General features: G+C 71.5%; 20 protein-coding genes. 11 read left to right on the top strand and 9 right to left on the bottom strand.

Features of this window, described 5'->3' with window-relative positions:
• Window positions 1-127 precede the first annotated feature (127 nt).
• The 3 genes from OG435_RS28870 to OG435_RS28860 form a co-directional block, all read right to left on the bottom strand.
• On the bottom strand, window positions 128-748 hold the full coding sequence (locus tag OG435_RS28870) for a hypothetical protein (protein WP_266880858.1): 621 nt from the start codon (window positions 746-748) through the stop codon (window positions 128-130).
• Between the two features lie 110 nt (window positions 749-858).
• Window positions 859-1,188, bottom strand: a complete 330-nt coding sequence (locus OG435_RS28865; RefSeq protein WP_266880857.1) for a nuclear transport factor 2 family protein — start codon at window positions 1,186-1,188, stop codon at window positions 859-861.
• A gap of 138 nt (window positions 1,189-1,326) precedes the next feature.
• On the bottom strand, window positions 1,327-2,145 hold the full coding sequence (locus OG435_RS28860) for a polysaccharide deacetylase family protein (RefSeq protein ID WP_266880856.1): 819 nt from the start codon (window positions 2,143-2,145) through the stop codon (window positions 1,327-1,329).
• Window positions 2,146-2,383: 238 nt separating this feature from the next.
• On the opposite strand from OG435_RS28860, the gene OG435_RS28855 reads away from it, so the two are divergent.
• A complete protein-coding gene (locus OG435_RS28855; protein ID WP_266880855.1) occupies window positions 2,384-3,559 on the top strand; it encodes a L,D-transpeptidase in 1,176 nt (391 codons plus the stop codon).
• Between the two features lie 225 nt (window positions 3,560-3,784).
• Here OG435_RS28855 and OG435_RS28850 read toward each other — a convergent pair whose 3' ends face one another.
• Window positions 3,785-5,374 carry an MDR family MFS transporter gene (locus OG435_RS28850; RefSeq protein WP_266880854.1) on the bottom strand — a complete coding sequence of 530 codons (1,590 nt, stop codon included), beginning with the start codon at window positions 5,372-5,374 and terminating at the stop codon, window positions 3,785-3,787.
• A gap of 126 nt (window positions 5,375-5,500) precedes the next feature.
• Here OG435_RS28850 and OG435_RS28845 point away from each other — a divergent pair, with 126 nt between their 5' ends.
• Window positions 5,501-6,085, top strand: a complete 585-nt coding sequence (locus tag OG435_RS28845) for a TetR/AcrR family transcriptional regulator (RefSeq protein WP_266880853.1) — start codon at window positions 5,501-5,503, stop codon at window positions 6,083-6,085.
• A gap of 58 nt (window positions 6,086-6,143) precedes the next feature.
• The gene (locus tag OG435_RS28840; RefSeq protein ID WP_266880852.1) at window positions 6,144-6,866 is read left to right on the top strand and encodes a GDSL-type esterase/lipase family protein; all 723 of its coding nucleotides are present in this window, start codon (window positions 6,144-6,146) and stop codon (window positions 6,864-6,866) included.
• 197 nt (window positions 6,867-7,063) lie between these two features.
• Here the strand turns inward: OG435_RS28840 and OG435_RS28835 are convergent, their stop codons facing one another.
• The 3 genes from OG435_RS28835 to OG435_RS28825 form a co-directional block, all read right to left on the bottom strand.
• Window positions 7,064-8,074 (bottom strand): quinone oxidoreductase family protein, encoded by a 1,011-nt coding sequence (locus OG435_RS28835; RefSeq protein ID WP_266880851.1) that lies wholly within the window; start codon window positions 8,072-8,074, stop codon window positions 7,064-7,066.
• A 354-nt stretch (window positions 8,075-8,428) separates the two neighbouring features.
• Window positions 8,429-8,863 carry a DUF1992 domain-containing protein gene (locus OG435_RS28830; RefSeq protein ID WP_266880850.1) on the bottom strand — a complete coding sequence of 145 codons (435 nt, stop codon included), beginning with the start codon at window positions 8,861-8,863 and terminating at the stop codon, window positions 8,429-8,431.
• A gap of 50 nt (window positions 8,864-8,913) precedes the next feature.
• Window positions 8,914-9,339 (bottom strand): nuclear transport factor 2 family protein, encoded by a 426-nt coding sequence (locus OG435_RS28825; protein ID WP_266880849.1) that lies wholly within the window; start codon window positions 9,337-9,339, stop codon window positions 8,914-8,916.
• A 128-nt stretch (window positions 9,340-9,467) separates the two neighbouring features.
• Between OG435_RS28825 and OG435_RS28820 the strand changes: the two genes are divergently transcribed.
• The 5 genes from OG435_RS28820 to OG435_RS28795 all read left to right on the top strand — a co-directional run bounded on the left by OG435_RS28820 (window position 9,468) and on the right by OG435_RS28795 (window position 14,026).
• Window positions 9,468-10,082 carry a TetR/AcrR family transcriptional regulator gene (locus OG435_RS28820; RefSeq protein WP_266880848.1) on the top strand — a complete coding sequence of 205 codons (615 nt, stop codon included), beginning with the start codon at window positions 9,468-9,470 and terminating at the stop codon, window positions 10,080-10,082.
• Window positions 10,083-10,213: 131 nt separating this feature from the next.
• Window positions 10,214-11,665 carry an SH3 domain-containing protein gene (locus tag OG435_RS50185; RefSeq protein ID WP_323187920.1) on the top strand — a complete coding sequence of 484 codons (1,452 nt, stop codon included), beginning with the start codon at window positions 10,214-10,216 and terminating at the stop codon, window positions 11,663-11,665.
• A 248-nt stretch (window positions 11,666-11,913) separates the two neighbouring features.
• The gene (locus OG435_RS28805) at window positions 11,914-12,264 is read left to right on the top strand and encodes a hypothetical protein (RefSeq protein WP_266880847.1); all 351 of its coding nucleotides are present in this window, start codon (window positions 11,914-11,916) and stop codon (window positions 12,262-12,264) included.
• Between the two features lie 171 nt (window positions 12,265-12,435).
• Window positions 12,436-12,849 (top strand): YciI family protein, encoded by a 414-nt coding sequence (locus OG435_RS28800; protein WP_266880846.1) that lies wholly within the window; start codon window positions 12,436-12,438, stop codon window positions 12,847-12,849.
• Window position 12,850: 1 nt separating this feature from the next.
• A complete protein-coding gene (locus OG435_RS28795) occupies window positions 12,851-14,026 on the top strand; it encodes an RNA polymerase sigma factor (protein WP_266880845.1) in 1,176 nt (391 codons plus the stop codon).
• 29 nt (window positions 14,027-14,055) lie between these two features.
• On the opposite strand, the gene OG435_RS28790 is transcribed toward OG435_RS28795, so the two are convergent.
• On the bottom strand, window positions 14,056-14,502 hold the full coding sequence (locus OG435_RS28790) for a winged helix-turn-helix transcriptional regulator (RefSeq protein WP_266880844.1): 447 nt from the start codon (window positions 14,500-14,502) through the stop codon (window positions 14,056-14,058).
• A 140-nt stretch (window positions 14,503-14,642) separates the two neighbouring features.
• Here OG435_RS28790 and OG435_RS28785 point away from each other — a divergent pair, with 140 nt between their 5' ends.
• The gene (locus OG435_RS28785) at window positions 14,643-15,560 is read left to right on the top strand and encodes an NADP-dependent oxidoreductase (protein WP_266880843.1); all 918 of its coding nucleotides are present in this window, start codon (window positions 14,643-14,645) and stop codon (window positions 15,558-15,560) included.
• Window positions 15,561-15,643: 83 nt separating this feature from the next.
• Window positions 15,644-16,018 (top strand): DUF4267 domain-containing protein, encoded by a 375-nt coding sequence (locus OG435_RS28780; protein WP_266880842.1) that lies wholly within the window; start codon window positions 15,644-15,646, stop codon window positions 16,016-16,018.
• 34 nt (window positions 16,019-16,052) lie between these two features.
• Here the strand turns inward: OG435_RS28780 and OG435_RS28775 are convergent, their stop codons facing one another.
• Window positions 16,053-16,238, bottom strand: coding sequence for a hypothetical protein (locus OG435_RS28775; RefSeq protein ID WP_266880841.1), 186 nt, complete (start codon window positions 16,236-16,238; stop codon window positions 16,053-16,055).
• 3 nt (window positions 16,239-16,241) lie between these two features.
• Between OG435_RS28775 and OG435_RS28770 the strand changes: the two genes are divergently transcribed.
• Window positions 16,242-16,490, top strand: coding sequence for an alpha/beta hydrolase (locus OG435_RS28770; protein WP_266880840.1), 249 nt, complete (start codon window positions 16,242-16,244; stop codon window positions 16,488-16,490).
• Window positions 16,491-16,499 lie beyond the last annotated feature (9 nt).

The raw sequence follows: 16,499 nt of genomic DNA, 5'->3' as shown, positions 1-16,499 counted from the left end.
TGGCTGGTACGGCTTTGATCCAAGGCCGAGGCCCAGTCGCCCGCAAGCGCCCACAAGGCGCGCGGGGCGGCCGGCCCACTTCCTGCCCCGGCCTCGGCCCGGGCCCCTGCCCTTCATCCGGCCCCGGCTAGCTCGCGCCCTGGTTCCGCGGCGTGAAGGCCGTGCGGTACTGCTCGCAGCTGGAGTCCCACGGCAGCGACCCCTTGAGGGTGCCGTAGCCGGTGCGGGTGACCGACCACTCCACCGTGTAGGTCCCGGTGTCGCAGGCGACGCGCTTGCCGCCCGGAACCTTCGTACGGCCCGTCGCGGGCCGGTTCTTGAGCTCCTGGTGCACCTGGGCCACCTCGGCGCGCCGGGCGTCGCGCAGGACCGCGTGCAGGACGAGCACCTGCTTGCCGTCCTTGGTCGTCAGCACCTTCTTGACCCCCTGCGAATCCGCCACCGACCACGCGAACTCGTACGCGGGCTCCCAGGCCAGGGTCTTGGGGTCGGGGGCCTTGCGCTCGTACTCCTCGGCGCCCTTGGGGCCGCGGCGCATGACCGTCTTGTACTGGATCGAGGGAATGAAGCGGAACTGCGCCTCCACCTTGTGCATGTCGTCCTTGGTCCACATCGACTTCATCGCCTTCTCCCCGCCGCTCGGGTCCTGGAGGTACGCCGTACCGTCCGCGGCGGTGGCCGCGAGGGCCGGGGCGAGGGCCGCGGCGACGGCGGCGAGGACGAGGGCGGCGGTGCGCGTGCGGTTCATGCCCGGCCCAACGGGACCCTCCGGCGGGCCGGAACGACCCCGGGCACCCTTTCACCCGTACGGGATGGACACCCGGGCCGTGCTGCCGTCCCCCCGGCCTCCCGCGGCTCCTACGCCTGACCGGTCTCGAAGCGGCTGATGCGGCCTCCGCCGGGGGCGATGACGAACCGCCAGGAGGTGCGCATCTCGCCCCAGGTGTCGTTGCGGTAGCCGACGGTCAGGGTGCGGCCGCCGTCGGACTCGGACTCGACGTCCATGTGACCGCCGGAGTCGAAGATCTCCCGGTCGATCCACTCGTTGAGGTCGCGCTCCGTTCCGTCGTCGGACATGGTCGCGTCGGCGGTCAGGAGTGCGAGGAAGGCGGCCTTGTCGTGCGCGTTGACCGCGCTGACGAGGGCGCCGACGACGGGGTCGGACAGCTTCCCTGGGGCGATGGCCACGGAGACCTCCTGGTCGGGCGTACGGGCTCGCGCACGAGCTCGCGTACGCGCCTGCGTGCGGGCTTGCGTGCGCGACCAGGGAACACCTCGTGCGGCGCCGGGGCGTCGACCCTCACCCGTTCGCCACCGGACGGCGTGTCAGGCGCTGGGGCCGGTGACCACGGGGAAGCCGGTGGGCCGGCCCTGCTCCTTCAGCCAGGCGAGGACCTGGTCGAGCGCCGCGACGCTCTGGGTGCGGTCGCCGCCGCCGTCGTGGAAGAGGACGGTCGGGCCGTTGCCGATCTCGGCCTTGACCGCGGCCACGATCGCGGCCACGCCCGGCTTGCTGAAGTCCTTGGTGTCGACGTTCCATCCGAGCGGGCGCATGCCGTTGGCGGCGGCCAGGGCCCGGCTCTCGGGGGTGAACGCGCCGCCGGGGGCCCGGTAGTACTGCACCTTGGCCCCGCCGGCCGCGTCCTCGATCTGCTTCTTCGCGTCGAGGATCTGCTGCTGCTGGTAGGCGAAGGGCTTCTTGTCCATCCCGGTGTTGTGGTCCGTGGTGTGGTCGCAGAGCCGGTGCCCGCCCGCGACGACCTTCTTGACCAGGTCGGGGTGGTCCTTGGCCTGCGGTCCGATCATGCAGAAGACCGCCTTCACGTCGTACTTCTTCAGCACCTCCAGCACCTTCGGGGTCCACTGGGGGTCGGGCCCGTCGTCGATGGTGATGTTGACCGCGTCGCCGCCGCTCTCCGACGCGTGGGCTATGCCGTCCGGCACCTGTCCGCCCGGCTTCCCGGGGGCCTGGGGCTCGCCGCCTCCCTGGGCGGGGTCGTCGGTCTGCCGGGAGACGTTCTGGTGGTTGGTCTCGTGACCCGGGTCCACGACCGCCGTCACTCCCCATGCCGTCGCGGCCACCGCCACCACCGCTCCGGCGACGGCGATCCGTGCCTTCGTACCCCGCATCCGCGTACGCGTCATGAACCCCATGTGCTGTCTCAACTCCCCAGATCGACGTCCCCGTGTGAGCTCGCACTGGTCAGGACGTCGGCGGTGGATTCGGGGTTCCAGCCGAATGGCCCATAAATTCCAGGTTGCAGGACTTTGGTCCCCCATCGTCCCGAATCCCGTCCCGGCTGAAACCGAGGCCGGGCGGACCGGCCTCATACCGGGCATCCCGGTCCCAAGACCCGGGCGCTATCCGGAGGTTCACCCACCCATGCGCAAGGCAGCGACAATCCGACCGTACGCACTGCCGGCCCTGCTCGCCGCGCTCGCCCTGTCCGTGACGGCGTGCGGGGGCGCCGGGGACGCCTCGGAGTCCTCCCGCCCGGCGGCCGAGTTGACCCTCGTACCGGCTGACGGGGCGAAGGACGTCAAGCCGGACGGGCCGCTCACGGCGCGGGTGGACCACGGCACGCTGACGGCGCTGACCGTGACCGGACCCGACGGGAAGCCGGCCGAGGGCACGCTCGCGGACGGGGTGTTCACCCCGAAGGAGGCTCTGGCGGTGGACACCGCATACAAGGTGAGGGCGACGGCCGCCGCTCAGGACGGCAAGGAGACCGCGTCCGAGTCGACCTTCCACACCCTCAAACCCTCCAAGGAGCAGACGGAGACGGTGACGGTGCTGCCCGCGGGCGGCACGACGGTCGGCGTGGGCAAGCCCCTCTCCCTGGCCTTCGACCACAAGGTCGCGGCCGGGAACAGGGCCGCGATCGAGCGGCGGCTGAAGGTGACCACGAACAACGGCACCGAGGGTTCGCGGGGTTGGCTGACGGAGACCCTGACCGGCAAGGACCGCTTGGACTGGCGGCCGAAGGAGTACTGGAAGCCGGGCACCCAGGTGACGCTGGAGGCCCCCCTGTCGGGCGTCGCCACGGGAGACGGCCGCTACCTGACGAAGTCGTACACGACCTCCGCCACCATCGGCAGGAGTCAGATAGCCAAGGTGGACATCGCCGCCCACGAACTGACGCTGGAGCGTGACGGCCAGGTGCTGAAGTCGATCCCGATCACGGCGGGCGATCCGGCGAAGACGCCGACGTGGAGCGGAAAGATGCCCCTGATGGCCAAGGAGGGAAAGATCAAGATGACGGCCGCCTCGGTCGGCCTGACCGGCTACGACCAGTGGGTCGACAAGTCGATGCGGTTGACGGTCTCGGGCACGTTCGCGCACCAGGCGGAATGGGCGGAGAGCTACATCGGCTCGGCGAACAGGAGCCACGGCTGCATCGGCATGAAGACGGCGGACGCCAAGTGGTTCTACGACCAAGCCCAGATCGGCGACGTCTTCGACGTCACGGGCGGCAAGGAAACGGTATCCCCCGGCAACGGCTTCGCCGAGTGGAACCTGTCCTGGACGGACTGGCAGGAGAAGTCAGCCCTGCACTAGCCAAACCCAGCCCAGACCAGCCAAATCCAGCCCCTCCGGCGTTTGAGGAGCGGGGGCCCGGGGGCGGAGCCCCCGAACGGGTCCGGGAGGAGCCCGGTTTCGGGAACGGGCGGGGTGGGGGAAGGCCCCGCGCCGCGAGGCCGCCCCGCACATACGGGTGGGCCCGGCCCGGAGGATCCGTAGATCCACCGGGCCGGGCCCACCCCACACCAGAGCGAGAGCAGCTCAGTGCATGACGGCCGCCTCCGGCGCCACCTCAGCCTTCGCGGAGCCACCACCACCCGCGCCGGCCGGACCGGCGCCCCGCAGCGGGACCTCCTTGACGAACCACGCGGCCACGAAGCCCAGTACGGCGATCCCCGCACCCAGCAGGAACGCCGAGTGCGTACCGGCGGCCACCGCGTGCTGGTAGGCGTCCCGGACGACCTCCGGCAGCTTCGCCAGGCTCGCCGCGTCCAGCTGGGCGGAGCCCGCCTTGACCGCGGCCTCGGGACCGAGCCGGTCGGTCATCGTGTTGGTGACCTGGCTGGTGAACAGGGAGCCCATCAGCGCCACGCCGAAGGAGCCGCCGAGCGTACGGAACAGGGTCGCCGAGGAGGAGGCGACGCCCATGTCCTTCATGTCGACGCTGTTCTGCGCGACCAGCATCGTGATCTGCATCAGGAAGCCGAGCCCGGCGCCGAGCACCGCCATGTACACACCGGACATCAGGCGGCTCGTCCCGGTGTCCATGGTGGCGAGCAGGAAGAGCCCGACGACCATGAGCCCGCCGCCGATGATCGGGAAGATCTTGTACTTGCCGCTGCTGGTGGTGACCCGGCCCGCGATCAGCGAGACGACCATCATCGAGAGCAGCATCGGCAGGAGCAGCAGGCCGGAGTTGGTGGCCGAGGCGCCCTGGACCGACTGCTGGAAGAGCGGCAGGTACAGCACGCCGCCGAACATCGCGAAGCCGACCAGGAAGCCGATCACGGACATGAGGGTGAAGTTGCGGCTGCGGAAGATGTGCAGCGGCATGACCGGGTCGGCGGCCTTGGTCTCGGCGTAGAGGAAGCCGGCGATGGAGACGATGCCGACGGCGATCAGGCCGATGATCTCGGTGGAGCCCCAGGCGTACTCGGTGCCGCCCCAGGTGGTGACGAGGACGGTGGAGGTGATGCCGACGGTGAGCAGGGCCGCGCCGAGGTAGTCGATCTTGGGGCGCTCCCCCCGGTCCTTCTTCGGGAGGTGCAGCACCGCGGTGACCATGGCCAGGGCGACGATACCGAGCGGGAGGTTGATGTAGAAGGACCAGCGCCAGCCCCAGTGGTCGGTGATGGTGCCGCCGACCAGCGGTCCGCCGATCATGGCGAGGGCCATCACGCCGGCCATCATGCCCTGGTACTTGCCGCGCTCGCGGGGCGGGATCAGGTCGCCGATGATCGCCATGACGCCGACCATCAGACCGCCGGCGCCGAGGCCCTGGATCGCGCGGAAGCCGATGAGCTGGCCCATGTCCTGGGCCATGCCGCTGAGCGCGGAGCCGACCAGGAAGATGACGATCGAGGTGAGGAAGGAGCCCTTCCGCCCGTACATGTCGCCGAGCTTGCCCCAGATGGGAGTGGAGGCGGCGGTGGCCAGTGTGTAGGCGGTGACGACCCAGGAGAGGTGCTCCAGGCCGCCGAGCTCGCCGACGATCGTGGGCATGGCGGTGCCGATGATCATGTTGTCGAGCATGGCGAGCAGCATCGCGATCATGAGCGCCATCAGGACGACCCGTACGCTGCGCGGCTTCACCTCCTCCGAGGTGCCGGCCTTCTTCTTGTTCTCCACCATGTTCCACTCCCCTGGCGCATACGTACCGGCCCTGGGACTTACTTGCCGACCGGCTAGTTGACTACACTGTGGAAGGTAGACCCGTAACTAGCCGGGCGTCAAGTAAGTAAAAGTCAGGGGAGAGTCATGTCCAGCAGCGGTCCGCAGCAGCGCCGTGGCGATACGCGGCAGCGCATCCAGGACGTCGCGCTGGAACTCTTCGCCGAGCAGGGGTACGAGAAGACGTCGCTGCGGGAGATCGCGGAGCGGCTGGGGGTCACGAAGGCGGCGCTGTACTACCACTTCAAGACCAAGGAAGACATCATCATCAGCCTGTTCGAGGACCTGACGCGGCCCATCGACGAGCTGATCCAGTGGGCCGAGGAGCAGCCGCGCACGCTGGAGATGAAGCGGGAGGTCCTGCGCCGCTACAGCGAGGCGATGGCGGGCGGCGCCTCGCTGTACCGCTTCATGCAGGAGAACCAGGCCTCGCTGCGGGAGCTGACCATCGGCGAGACGGTGAAGAAGAGGCTGTTCGCCCTGGTGGAGCTGCTCCGGACCGGCAAGGAGGACGCCCCGCTGGCCGATCAGGTGCGGTGCGTGAGCGCCCTGTTCACCCTCCACGCGGGAATGATGTTCCTCCAGCACGTGGAGGGCGACCCGGAGGAGACCCGGCTGGCCGCCCTGGAGGTCGCGACGGACCTGATCACCCAGGCCCACGGACAGGCGTAGCCGCTCCTCGTTCACTCGATCGAACGAACAAAACCCCAGACGATTACTCTCCGTAGTCATGTCGGCTACTTTTGGTGATGTGCGCTGCGGAAGGGCATGGGCCGCCAAACCGGCGCAGATCAGGGCCGTTACGGCCGCCGCCGATCTCGTCACGGTCGGCGCGGGCGGCAACTCCGTGGGCTTCTCCGAGATCGTGGAGACCTGCGTGAAGCGCGGCCTGGCCACTTTCGGTACGGGGAGCCCGTGCGCCGACCACTACGCGCGGGGCGGGGGCGCCGCCGGGCTCGACGCCCGGTTCACCGCGCTGGAGGCCGACTTCGCGGCCCTGCTGAAGGAGATCCGCACGCGCGCCCCGCGCGCCGGGGTGGCAGTCGTCGGGTATCCGGCCATCGTGGACCAGGCCGCGGGCTGCGGCTGGGGGTCCTGGCACCAGCTCGGAACCGTCGCCAAGGGCGACATGCCCTGGCTCGACGGCCTGGAGCGGCGGGTCAACACCCTCCTGCGGGAGCAGGCCCGGCGCGGCGGCGCGGTGTATGTGGACACGTACTTCTCCAGCACCGGGCACGGGGTGTGCGCGACCGCCGAGCAGCGCTGGATGTACGGGATCAAGGACAGCCTGACCGGGCCCGGCGAGCAGAGCGATCCGCCCTCCGAGCTCTGCCGCTCCATCCCGGCCCGGGGCGAGGCCTGCACCGTCCTCCACCCGAACCTCCTCGGCGCCACCCACCAGGCGGACCGCGTCACCGAGGCCCTGGCCGCACTGGGGGCGAGCAGAGCCTGACGTCCGCTGGAACACGCCGACCCCGGCATGGGCGAACACCCCGTCCAGGCCAGATCACCCTGGGTCCCCCTGAGCCCCCTTCCAGGGGCACGACGCCCCGGGGGTCAGTGCCCGACGCTGTCGGGGATCTGGGCGATGACGGTCGGCCGTGCCCTCGACATCTCCGTCTCCAAGATCCCCGACCTCGTCACCCGCGATCAGCTCCGCGTCTCCTCGCGGCGTCCGACAGCGGCCGGATCGGGCACGAGGAGCAGCTTGCCGGTGGTACGCCGAGCCTCCAGATCGCTGTGGGCCTGGGCGGCCTCGGACAGCGCGTAGCGGCCCGTCACGGTGACCTCGAGCGCCTTGGAGCGCACCCACTCGAACACATCGGCGGCGCGTCGGAGCAGTTCGGACCGATCGGCGATGTAGTCCCCGAGGCTGGGCCGGATCAGGGTCAGCGAACCGCCCTGGGCGAGCCGCATCGGATCGAACGGCGGCACGGCACCACTGGCCGCGCCGAAGAGCACGAGATGGCCGCGGGCTCGCAGGCTGGCGAGGCTCGCATCGAAGGTGTGCGCGCCGACGCCGTCGAAGACAACCGGCAGTCCCTGACCGCCGTTGAGCCGCCTCGCCTCGGCTGCGAGATCGTCGACCGCGGAGGAAAGGATCACCTCGGCGGCCCCGGCACGCTTCGCCAGCTCGGCCTTCGCCGTGGTCGACGTCGTGCCGATCACCCTGCCGCCGAGATGGGTGATGAGCTGGGTCAAGAGCAGTCCCATGCCGCCGGCAGCCGCATGCAGGAGCACGGTGTCGCCCGCCTGAACCGGGTAGGCGTCCTTGACGAGATAGTGCGCGGTCATGCCCTGCAGGAGCACGGCGGCGGCCGTCTCGAAGTCGATGTCGTCGGGCAGCGGCACCAGCCGGGAGGAGTCCACGACGGCCCGCTCGGCATACGTGCCGGGAATCTCCACCCAACCGACCCGGTCCCCGACTGCGACGTCAGCGACGCCGGGTCCGACTTCGACGACCGTCCCGGCGCCCTCAGCGCCCGGGGTGAAGGGCAGCGGGAGGCTGTACCGGCCTTCGCGGAAGTAGACGTCGAGGAAGTTGACCCCGGACGCGGCGACCTCCACGACCGCCTCGCCCGGACCCGGCCGCGGCTGGTCCACCTCGGCCTCCCGCAGCACCTCGGGACCGCCCACTTCATACACCTGAATCGCTCGCATGGCCCTCCAATAACGGCTCATCCCCCACCAACCCCGTTGATGGCGATCAACGGTTCATCCCCACCAACCCCGAAGATCGCGATCCGATTCCCGGCCAGCGGACCAGCCCGCCGCTTCCGCACCGCCGCCTCCTCGCGCGTCGGCGCGAAGAAGAGATGCGGCTCATGGGCACTGACCACCCGGCGATGGGCCTACCGCTGCCGCGCCCCTGGGCGAAGCGCGCATGGGTGACCGCTCCAGCCGTCCCCATCACCGCTGGGCAAGCGGGCCACAGGACCCGCAGGAACGCCGGCTACAGCTACCTGCACACCGGCGCCGAAGGCACCGCGTGCACCGAGGGCACGGCGGACGCCCCTACCGGTCGGACTTCGAACGCTGCGAAGCGTTCCCCGCCTCGCGGGACTCCCGCCAGCGGGTGACCTCAGCTTCCACGTCGAACTCCTGGACGTTCAGCGGGGGGCCGGGCGGGGGCCTGCGCAGGGCCGTGCGGATCTTGTCGTTGATCTGCGTGAGGAGGTCGCGGACCTGGCGTTCGGTGCGGGCGGACTCGAGCGCCTCCCGGGCGTCCTCCGCCTCCTTGCGCAGCGCGAGCGCCGCCGGGAGGACCGCGAAGCCCTCGCGGTGCAGTTTTCCCTTGATCCACCACAGCTCGTCGTACGGGGCGTCGAGCGAGGCCAGCGGCTTGCCGAAGCCGGGCAGTTCCTCGAACTCCCCGCGCTCACCGGCCTGTCTGATCTGACGGTCCACGAAGGATTCGAAGCTGACACCAGGCGGTTTGCGCTCGGTCACGTTGCCTCCCAAGGGGTCCCCGCCAGCATAACTCCGGCATGGATCCGGCCTCAGAGGCGGCGGTCCGACTCCTCGATCGGGACGTCGTTGATGCTCGCTTCCCGGCGGCGCATCAGGCCCGCGGCGTCGAACTCCCACTGCTCGTTGCCGTGGCTGCGCCACCACTGGCCGCTCGCGTCGTGCCACTCGTACTCGAAGCGCACCGAGATGCGGTTGTCGGTGTACGCCCACAGCTCCTTGCGCAGCCGGTACTCCAGCTCGCGCTCCCACTTGTCGGCGAGGAAGGCGCGGATCTCGGCGCGCCCGGTCAGGAAGCGGTCGCGGTTCCGCCAGGCGGAGTCCTCGGTGTAGGCGAGGGCGACGCGCTCGGGGTCACGGCTGTTCCAGGCGTCCTCGGCGGCCTGCACCTTGGCTCGCGCGGACTCCGCCGTGAAGGGCGGCAGGGGCGGTCGTACGGAGGAGGGAGTGGCAGTCACGTCGGGACACCTCTCGGGTTCTGCGGGGCGGGGGCGGGGGCGAGGGAGAGAACGGTCGTTCTCTCCGTTGTCGCAAGACTAGAGAACGGTCGTTCTCGACGCAAGCGATTCTGGTCTACGCTGCTTCCATGCCCGCCACCTCCGCCTCCGCCCCCGCAGCCACCCCGACGACCGACGACGAGGCCCGCACGCGTCTGCTGGACGCCGCGGAGGCGCTGTTCTACGCCGAGGGCATCCAGGCTGTCGGCATGGACCGCATCCGTGCGGAGTCGGGCATCCCGCTCAAGCGGCTCTACCGCCTCTACCCGGCCAAGGAATCCCTGGTCACCGCCTATCTGGAGCGCCGGGACCGCCGCTGGATGGGGAGCCTGGGCGCAGCGGTGGCCGCGGGGCAGGACGATCCCGTCGGGGCCGTCTTCGAGTGGCTCGCGGGGTGGTTCTCGGAGCCGGACTTCCGCGGCTGCGCGTTCCTGAACGCGTACGGGGAGCTGGGCGCGGGCCCCGCCGGAGTGCTGGACGTCGTACGCCGTCACAAGGCGGAGCTACGGGCGCTGCTGGCCGGCATCGCCGGTCCCGGCCGGGAGGGCCTGGCGGAGCACCTGCTGCTGCTGGTCGAGGGGGCCACGGTGGTCGCGGCCCTGGAACCGGGGCCGGCGGCGGCGGTGCGGGCGCGCGAGGCGGCGTACGTCCTGGTCCGGGACAGCGGGGGCCACGGCGGAGGGATTCACGCGGCTGCCGAGTGATCGGTTACGCGTCGTACACAACCGGGTCGCATTGTCAGCTTTTAACTGGTGTTGGCACTTTTGTCCACCGGAAGACCGCATTCGGCGGTCGTCCTCCGGTTCCGTCGCCTTTCCTCGCGGAGGAAACACCCTTGTCTGCTTCCCGCTGCACGTCGGCCGCCCTGGTCGTCGCGGCCGTCACCGCGAGCTGCCTGCTGCCGGCCGTGCCGGCTTTCGCCGCCGGCTCGCCGCACCTCCGGTTCTCCCAGCCGTACGTCCCCTCGATCGCCGCCGGCAAGACCGGCCGTGTGGTGATCGTGGCGGAGACCGGCGAGAAGTCGGCGCTCAGCAGCAGATTCCGGATCACCGCGCCGGAGCGGACGACCTTCCCCGAGGCCCGCTTCTACTGGAACGGCGACCGTGCGGGCGCACCCTGCACCCTCTCGGGCAACTCCCGCCAGCTGACCTGCGACGCGGGCACCCGCGCGGGCTTCGCCTTCCCGGCGGAGAGCGACACCCGGCTGGGCGTACTCGTACGGGTGGACGCCGACGCTCCCGAGGGCACCACGCTCGACGGCGGCGAGTGGGCGGCCGGAGCGGGCTCCTCGCCCGCCCTGTACGCGGTGTCCACCCCGGTGACGGGGCCCAAGGGCGACGACGGACACGACGGCCACGACGGGAAGCCGGGCCACGACGGAAAGCCCGGTCACCACGGCCGCCCCGGCCCCAAGGGGGACAAGGGCGACCAGGGCGAGCGCGGCGAGAAGGGCGACCGTGGGGACCGCGGCGACCGCGGTGAGAAGGGGGACCGCGGCGAGAAGGGCGACCGCGGGCCGAAGGGGCCCGAGGGCCCCAAGGGCCACCAGGGTCCGAAGGGCGACACCGGCCCTACGGGCCCGAAGGGCGACCAGGGACCGGCCGGAGGCCCGCAGGGTCCGAAGGGCGACACCGGGGCACCCGGCCCGAAGGGCGACACGGGCCCGGCGGGCGGCCCGAAGGGCGACACCGGCCCGACAGGCCCGAAGGGCGACACCGGCCCGGCCGGCGGACCCAAGGGCGACAAGGGTGACAAGGGCGACCAGGGTCCGAAGGGTGACAAGGGCCAGAAGGGCGACAAGGGCAACCGCGGGGACACCGGCCAGGCCGGACCCACGGGAGCGCGCGGACCGGGCGGGCCGAAGGGCAAGCCGGGCGAGCAGGGCCCGAGGGGCCCGAAGGGCGAGCGCGGGCCCGGCGGACCCAAGGGCGAGCAGGGACCGCAGGGTCCCAAGGGCCCGAAGGGCGACCAGGGCAAGCCCGGCGACTGCAAGTGCGGCAAGGACCACGGCGGTAAGGACCACGGTGGCAAGGACCACGGCGGCAAGGGCGACCAGCCCGGCAAGCCGAAGGCCGGCATCGTCAGCGACAAGCTGCACATCCGCACCGGCCCCGGCACCCAGTACAAGAAGAGCGGCGTGGTCAAGTACGGCACCGAGGTCCAGGTGATGTGCAAGACCAACGGCACGGCGGTCGACGGCAACGCCCTTTGGTACAAGCTCGCCGACGGCCGCGGCTGGATCGCCGCCCGCTACGCCGCGAACCTGAACCGCATCCCCACCTGCTGAACGAACCGCCCCTGACCGACTGACCCAGCCCGATCCCCTTCGGTGCGCACCGAGGCCCCCGAGCCCCGGCGCGCACCGAAGGCGTTTTCGCACGTAGAGCACGCGGCGCACCCTGCGCACCCGGACCGTCAAGCCCCGAACTCCAGGGGCATGACTCCGCGCACCGCCCCGGGGCTAATGGAGGAGTGGGTCCACGGAGAGCAGGTGACCCATCGTTCTCCGTCCCTGCTCGCCGGAGGTGACTTCGCATGACCCCCCTGACCCCCCTGCCCCGCACCCGGCGCCGTCTCGCCGTCCTCACCGCCTCGGCCGCCCTGGTCACAGCGGGCACCCTGCTGTCCTCCAGCGCGTCGGCCGCGCCGACCACCCCCCGTTCCGCCACCGCGGTGGCGCCCGCCCACAGCGGTGACGGCGATCACGAGCACCACGATCACGGCACCAGCTACTGCCATTGGCACGGGCTGGCCCAGAACAAGCGCCACCATCACGGCTGGAGCTGGGGCTGGTGGCACTGCCACGGCAAGGGCCACGAGGACGGCACCTGGAAGGACCGCGACGCCGACGGCTGGCTGAAGAGCGACCACGTCTACCGCACCTGAAGCAGCCGGCACCGCCTCCGCACCGCCCCCGGACCGCCGCCCGAACCGCCTCCTCGAATCCCGTGGAAAAAACTTCGGCGGTGACGTCGAGAAGATGTCGAGAACCCGTGCCCGGCTCCGTCTCCTCCGTGGAAGCGGCCACAATGGCCGCACAGCACGGAGGAGACCATCATGGCCAAGTACCTGCTTCTCAAGCACTACCGCGGCGCCCCGGCTTGCGCGAACGACGTCCCCATGAGCGAGTGGACGCCGGAGGAGATCACGGCCCACATCCAGTACATGCACGACTTCGCGGCCAAGCTCGAGGGCACCGGCGAGTTCGTCGACGGTCAGGCGCTCGCCCCCGAGGGGACCTGGGTCCGCTACGACGGCGAGGGCCGCCCGCCCGTCACCGACGGCCCCTTCGCCGAGACCAAGGACCTGATCGCCGGCTGGATGGTCATCGACGTGGACGGCTACGACCGCGCCGTCGAGCTGGCCGGGGAGCTGTCGGCCGCCCCCGGCGCGGGCGGCAGGCCCATCCACGAGTGGCTGGAGCTGCGCCCCTTCCTGTCCGCCCCGCCCACCGTTCCCGAGTGCCACTGACGTGGACGAGGCCCTGCTCCGGAGCCTCACTCCGCACGTCCTCGGAATCCTCGTCCGCCGCGGAGCCGACTTCGCGGCGGCCGAGGACGCCGTGCAGGAGGCGCTGCTCGAAGCGGTGCGGGTCTGGCCCGAGGATCCCTCCCCAAGCTCTTCGAGCAGGGGATACCCCATCCGGGATCCGAAGGGCTGGCTGGTCACCGTGGCCTGGCGGCGGTTCCTCGACGCGACGCGGGCGGACACCGCCCGCCGTCGGCGTGAGGACCGGGTGGAGGAGGAGCCGGCGCCGGGCCCCGCTCCCGCGGTGGACGACACGCTCCAGCTCTACTTCCTGTGCGCCCACCCCTCCCTCACCCCCTCCTCCGCCGTCGCGCTCACCCTGCGCGCGGTCGGCGGGCTGACGACGCGCCAGATCGCGGCGGCCTACCTGGTCCCCGAGGCGACCATGGCGCAGCGCATCAGCCGCGCCAAGCGGACCGTCGCCGACGTCCGTTTCGACCGCCCCGGCGACGTCGGTACGGTCCTGCGCGTGCTCTACCTGGTCTTCAACGAGGGCTACTCCGGCGACATAGACCTTGCCGCCGAGGCGATCCGTCTCACCCGCGGCCTGGCTGCCTCGATCGACCACCCCGAGGTGTCGGGGCTCCTCGCCCTGATGCTGATCCACCACGCCCGGCGGGCCGCGCGCACCACCCCCGACGGAAGCCTGGTCCCGCTCGCCGAGCAAGACCGCACCCGGTGGGACACGGCGCTGATCGCCGAGGGCATCGGCATCCTCCATGCCGCGCTCGCCCGCGACCGGCTGGGCGAGTTCCAGGCCCAGGCGGCGATCGCCGCGCTCCATGCCGACGCGCAGGCCACCGAGGAGACCGACTGGGTGCAGATCGTGGAGTGGTACGACGAGCTGGTGCGCCTGACCGGCAGTCCGGTCGTACGCCTCAACCGGGCGGTGGCGGTCGGCGAGGCCGACGGCCCCCGGGCCGGCCTCGCGGCCCTCGCGGAACTGGACGCCGCGCTCCCCCGCCACACCGCGGTGGCGGCGTACCTCCACGAACGCGACGGCGACCTGGCCACCGCGGCCCGTCTGTACGCCGAGGCGGCCCACCAGGCCTCCAACCTCGCGGAACGCGAGCACCTGACCCGCCAGGCGGCCCGCCTGAACCTCGCCCGCCGCGACTGATCCCCCGCGATCCGGGACCACTTCGTCCGTCAGTCGGCGGCGGCGCCCTGCCCCTGGTCGAAGCCGCCGCGATGCGTGAGGACCTCTTCCATGTGGCCCTCCGCCCAGGCCTTGATCCCCTTCATGAGCCCCTGGAGCGAGCGGCCGAGACCGGTCAGCTCATAGCTGACGGTGACGGGCACCGTGGGGGTCACGGTCCTGGTCACCATCCCGTCGCGCTCCAGTGCGCGCAGCGTCTGCGTCAGCATCTTCTGGCTCACGCCCGAGATCCGGCGTTGCAGCTCGGAGAAGCGCATGGGCATCGGCTCGTCACCGGGGTTGGTCCCCGGTCCGTCCCCGCCCAGGGCGGCGAGCACGAGGGCGACCCACTTGTCGGAGATCCGCTCCAGGAGTTGGCGGCTGGGGCACTGCGCGAAGAACGCGTCGTACTCCGCCTTGGCCTCGGCCCGTCGCTCCGCCGCGGTCCTCGTCGCCATAACTCGCGTCTCCACTCGGTCACTTAGGCACCTTCAGGTGCCTCCTTCCCGCCGATGAGCAGGTGGCTCCATGGTGGTGACATGCCCGAGCGATGGCAAGGCCGTCCACCTCACCGGGCCTCCACGAAGGAGCAGTTGAGATGCAGCACACCACTTCCCGCCGCGCCGTGGTCCGCGTCCCGTCCGGACCCCGGTCGATCCGCACGGTCACCGTCCCCCTGCCCGAGCCGGGGCCGGACCAGATCCGGGTCGAGGTCGCGGCCGCGGCGGTCAACCCGGTGGACCTGGGGGTGGCAGGGGGCGTCTTCCACCGGCTCGGCCTGGTCGACCAGCCTCAGCACACCGGGCTCGGCTGGGACTTCGCCGGCACGGTCGACGCCGTCGGACCGGGCGTCGAGCTCCGGGTCGGCACCCGGGTCGCCGGGTTCCTCGACGGCTTCGACCGCGACCACGGATCCCATGCCGAACACCTCCTGGTCTCCGCCGCGAAGGTCGCCGTCGTACCGGACGCCCTGGACCTGGTCGAGGCGGCCGTGGTGCCGCTCAACGCCACCGCCGCGGCCCAGCTCGTCGACCTCCTCGGCGAGGCGCCCGCGGGGGGCCGCCGCCTGCTGGTGACGGGCGCGGCCGGCGCGGTGGGCGCGTACGCCGCCGTACTCGCCCAGGACCGCGGCTGGGAGGTGACCGGGACGGCCCGTACGGCCGACGAGCCGTTCGTACGGGGCCTCGGCGCCGACTTCGCCACCGGGGTCGGGCAGGGCTGGGACGCCGTCGCCGACGCCGGAGCCCTGCAGGAGGACGCCCTGCGGGCGGTGCGCGACGGCGGCCGCTTCGTGGGCGTGCAGCCCGCGCCCCGCCTTCCCGAGGAGCGCGGCATCACCGTCGGGGTCCTCTTCGCCCGCCCCGACGGCCCCCTCCTCGCCCGACTGCTCGAACGCGCGGCGACGGGGGAGCTGCCGGCCCGCGTCCACGCCGTCGTACCCCTCGCCGATGCGGCCGACGCCTACGAGGCCATGGCCAAGGGCGGCGTCCGCGGCCGGATCGTCCTCGTCCCCTGAGACCCACCCCGCTCCCCCGCCCCCGCTCCCCAAGCTCCCCCGCTCCCCGAACGACCACGTCAACGAACAGGACAGGACAACCGATGCTCACCACCCTTGCCACCGTTCTCGCCGGCCTGCTCGGCGCCGCCCTCATCGCCATGGGCGCGATGGCCCTCGCGAAGCCGCAGAACGCCACCGGCTTCGGCATCCCCGATACACCGGTCGACGACCCCGCCTTCCGGTCCTGGCTGCACGTGAAGGGTGCGCGCGAGATCGTGTGCGGGGTCTTCATGTTCGTCCTGATGCTCACCGCGCCGACGTCGGTGCTGGGTTGGTACCTGCTGACGTTCGCGGTGATGCCGGTCGCGGACACGGTGATCGTGCTGCGCAGCGGCGGGCCGAAGGCCACCGCCTACGGAGTCCACGCCGCGACGGCGGCGGTCATGGTGGCGACAGCCATCGCCCTCCTGCTCTGACCCCGTCCACGTGCTCTGGGGATCGCGGCCGGGGTCAGGCCGCGGGCGCACCCGCCTTCGGCTTCCGCCGCACATCGGCCACGCTCACACCCTCCTGCTCGGTGGCCCCGAACGTTTCGACGCTCACGCCGCTGCTGGTTCCCGTGACCTCCAGGGCCAGCCGGCTTCCGAACAGCCGCAGGTCGACCCGCGCCCGGGGCGCGCCCGCGTGGTCCGGCATCCGGTGGATGTACGGCGCCGGGTCTTCGCGAGGCTGGACGGCCTGCCGCCCGCCCTCTTCACCGTGGGCTCCCTCGATCCGCTCCTGGACGACAGCCTGTTCATGGCCGCCCGCTGGCAGGCAGCCGGCAACCACGCCGACCTCGACGTCTGGCCCGACGGCGTCCACGGCTTCAACAACATGGCGCCCAAGACCGGCCACCGCGTCGCCGAACGCATCGCGTCCTGGTTCACCACCCGCCTCTCCGCCTGACCCACCCAC

This window comes from Streptomyces sp. NBC_01264 (assembly GCF_026340675.1).
GTDB lineage: Bacteria > Actinomycetota > Actinomycetes > Streptomycetales > Streptomycetaceae > Streptomyces.
Note: the sequence above shows the minus strand (reverse complement) of the source record. Positions and strands in the feature narration are given on the sequence as shown.